This is a genomic window from Methylobacter svalbardensis, assembly GCF_037671525.1.
Taxonomy (GTDB): Bacteria; Pseudomonadota; Gammaproteobacteria; order Methylococcales; family Methylomonadaceae; genus Methylobacter_A; species Methylobacter_A svalbardensis.
The window spans coordinates 1-2,502 of sequence record NZ_JAWPOH010000145.1; the positions used below are offsets into that span (position 1 = coordinate 1).

Below are 2,502 nucleotides of genomic sequence, written 5' to 3' on the forward strand. Positions count from 1 at the left end.
GGACGATGGGTGCGCGACACACCAAGCGCGGCTAAGCCGCCCTCGTCATAGTCTTTTAGGTAACGCGTCACACTGTCAGCACTGGTGCGGGCAATGCGTTCGATTTCCTTATGTGATAAGCCCAGTGTTTTAAGATATACGACATGCAGTTTTTTCTTGGTCAGTCCAGAGGGATGCCCCATGAATTGTTGATACACGTCGTCAATGGCTTTTTCGGTAAAGTCGACCTTTAGCATGTCAGGTTTTGTGTTTAAATTTGGGTATTATACTCTCTTCATTTTCCGCAAATTTGACCAGTCGGAGTATAGCTCATCCATGAAATCATAGAGCGCTCTTAACTTCGTCAATGAGTTACCATGGTGATTCGATATTTTTTCTAATAACGCTTCTTCCTGTTTGTTTAGACGTGCAGGCAGTCTACTGGCTATGAGTGCATAGTTGCGTCGGGCATTTTCTTGGGCAATTTCCAATTGTTCGTTTATACAATATCCTTCTATTTATTTAAAATGAAAATCAGCCTTTAAAGATAAAAATTATGTGCAACTTGGTACTGTGTGCATATTGGGATGTCAATCAGCGTACAAAAGTTACCACGAGGGGGCAGTGTTTGAATGCTTAAAAACGTGACGGGCGTTGGAATACAATAGCCTGATTCCAACGAAATTAACCACTGGTGTTCAGGTCGAGTCGCCCGAGGGAGCTTCCCCTTCAGGCGCTCACAGAACCGTACGTGAGACTCTCGCCTCATACGGCTCTTCTTATTCATCGCCCTTCGAGTATACAAAATCCCAATGCACAAACAACCTTGGCAGGCTCTCCCGACAGCGCTTAAGCCATGCCCAAGCTTGCCTTTTATGTCCTCTAAGACGTTTGTATTTAGCTACTGCAAACCTATCCGAACCTGTCGGCAGTCAAAGTCATGCGCAAGTTGAAAGTCAAAATTGATGCACTGACTGTTTCTGAGCGTTCGATGCGGCGCTATATCCAGGCATTAAAGGATGAAATTAGCTTCAAGCAGCCGCGCTATTACGAGCCTGTCATTGATAGGGTTCCTGTGGTGTGCAATGCCAGGTGGATGGCGGTGAATTACGTGGCGTGATGATTGGCGGCAAAGAGACTACCGTGTATTTTATGGTGTTTGTGCTGTCTTACTCCAGGCTGATGCATGTCTCACTGTCGGCCCAGCCTATCGATACGCAAGCGCTGCTTTATCAGCATGATGCGGCGTTCCGCTATTTTGGCGGCATGCCGCAAGAATGCGTTTATGACCAAACCAAGCTGGTGGTCATTCATGAAGTATTCCGTGAACTGGAGCTAAACCAACGCTTCCATCAATACGCTACAGCGGCAGGTTTTTATATCCGCGCCTGTGAGGGTTACGATCCTGAAAGCAAAGGCAAGGTCGAGTCTGGGGTGAAATACGTGAAGCAAAACGGGCTTTATAGCGAGAGCTTTGCCGACTGGAAAAGCCTGGAAACCTATATGGCTGATTGGCTGGATACGATTGCGAATAAACGCGTACATGGCACCACGGGGCAGCAGCCGTGGACTCATTCCGAGCACGAAGAGAAAGTTAAAATGCAGTCTTATTTGACGTCGACCTGCTTGCAGCATAAAGCGATGACAGGCGAAACCCGGCAGGTCGACAAAACCAGTCTAATTTCCTGGCAATCGAATAAATACTCGGTGCCCATGGCCTATCAATCGGCCAAGGTAGGGGTATCGGCAGAGGCAGGGCAATTGCTGATTAAGGATCTTGCCAGTGGCGAGCAGATCGCTGAACATATTATCAGTCTGGAAAAAGACCAGATCATTAAAAACTGAAGTTTCCCAGTTTTAGGGGGATGCACAGGCATGTAGGGGTATATTTGTTAGGGTTTGCTACATCTAACGTAAAGCTTATCAAAAATAGCCACAACCCAGTAGTTACGGCAATTCACCTTTCCAATTTCTGGGAAACTTCAGTTAAAAACACCCATCATTATCGGGACAGGCAGCAGCGGGTAGAGACACTGGAAGCCGCACTATCCGAGCAGTTGGGTGATAACGACAGTCAGCGCTTGTGTGCGCTGTTGAAGGCCAGTTCATCCAAGATCTACAAGGATCAGTTACTGGGTACCAAGCAGGTCATCGCTGTGCATACCCTACACCATGGCAAGATCAATACTGATTTGTTAGCGCGCATTTTGTCGGCACCCCGTTTAACCGCGAGCCAGTTGCGCGATAGGCTAGAGGCTTACCAACTGAATCCAGGGCGCTTGTCCGCGGCAATGGCCGATCAGCCCATCCCGGATTCATCGGGCGCACTGGCTGGTTATGCCGCCCTTAATGGCCAATCTAGCGGACAGGGAGAAAGCCATGTCATCCATTGATAGGTAACCGTCAATTAAAGCACACATACTCAAGCCTTTAAAATCAAGGCAAACTACTGCCTCTTATTCAATAGGGGGTATTCATGAATCCATATCAAAATCACGCCGCTATGCAAAGCCATATAGCACA

General features: G+C 47.6%; 2 protein-coding genes and 1 pseudogene. 2 read left to right on the forward strand and 1 reads right to left on the reverse strand.

What is annotated here, in order from left to right; translation table 11 throughout:
• On the reverse strand, positions 1–236 hold a 236-nt coding region (locus RW114_RS20365), incomplete at its 3' end, for a hypothetical protein (RefSeq protein WP_340124558.1).
• A 644-nt stretch (positions 237–880) separates the two neighbouring features.
• Between RW114_RS20365 and istA the strand changes: the two are divergent.
• Positions 881–1,821, forward strand: a pseudogene (istA, locus tag RW114_RS20370) (IS21 family transposase); the annotation flags it as partial.
• A gap of 47 nt (positions 1,822–1,868) precedes the next feature.
• Positions 1,869–2,372 (forward strand): hypothetical protein, encoded by a 504-nt coding sequence (locus RW114_RS20375; protein ID WP_340124559.1) that lies wholly within the window; start codon positions 1,869–1,871, stop codon positions 2,370–2,372.
• Positions 2,373–2,502 lie beyond the last annotated feature (130 nt).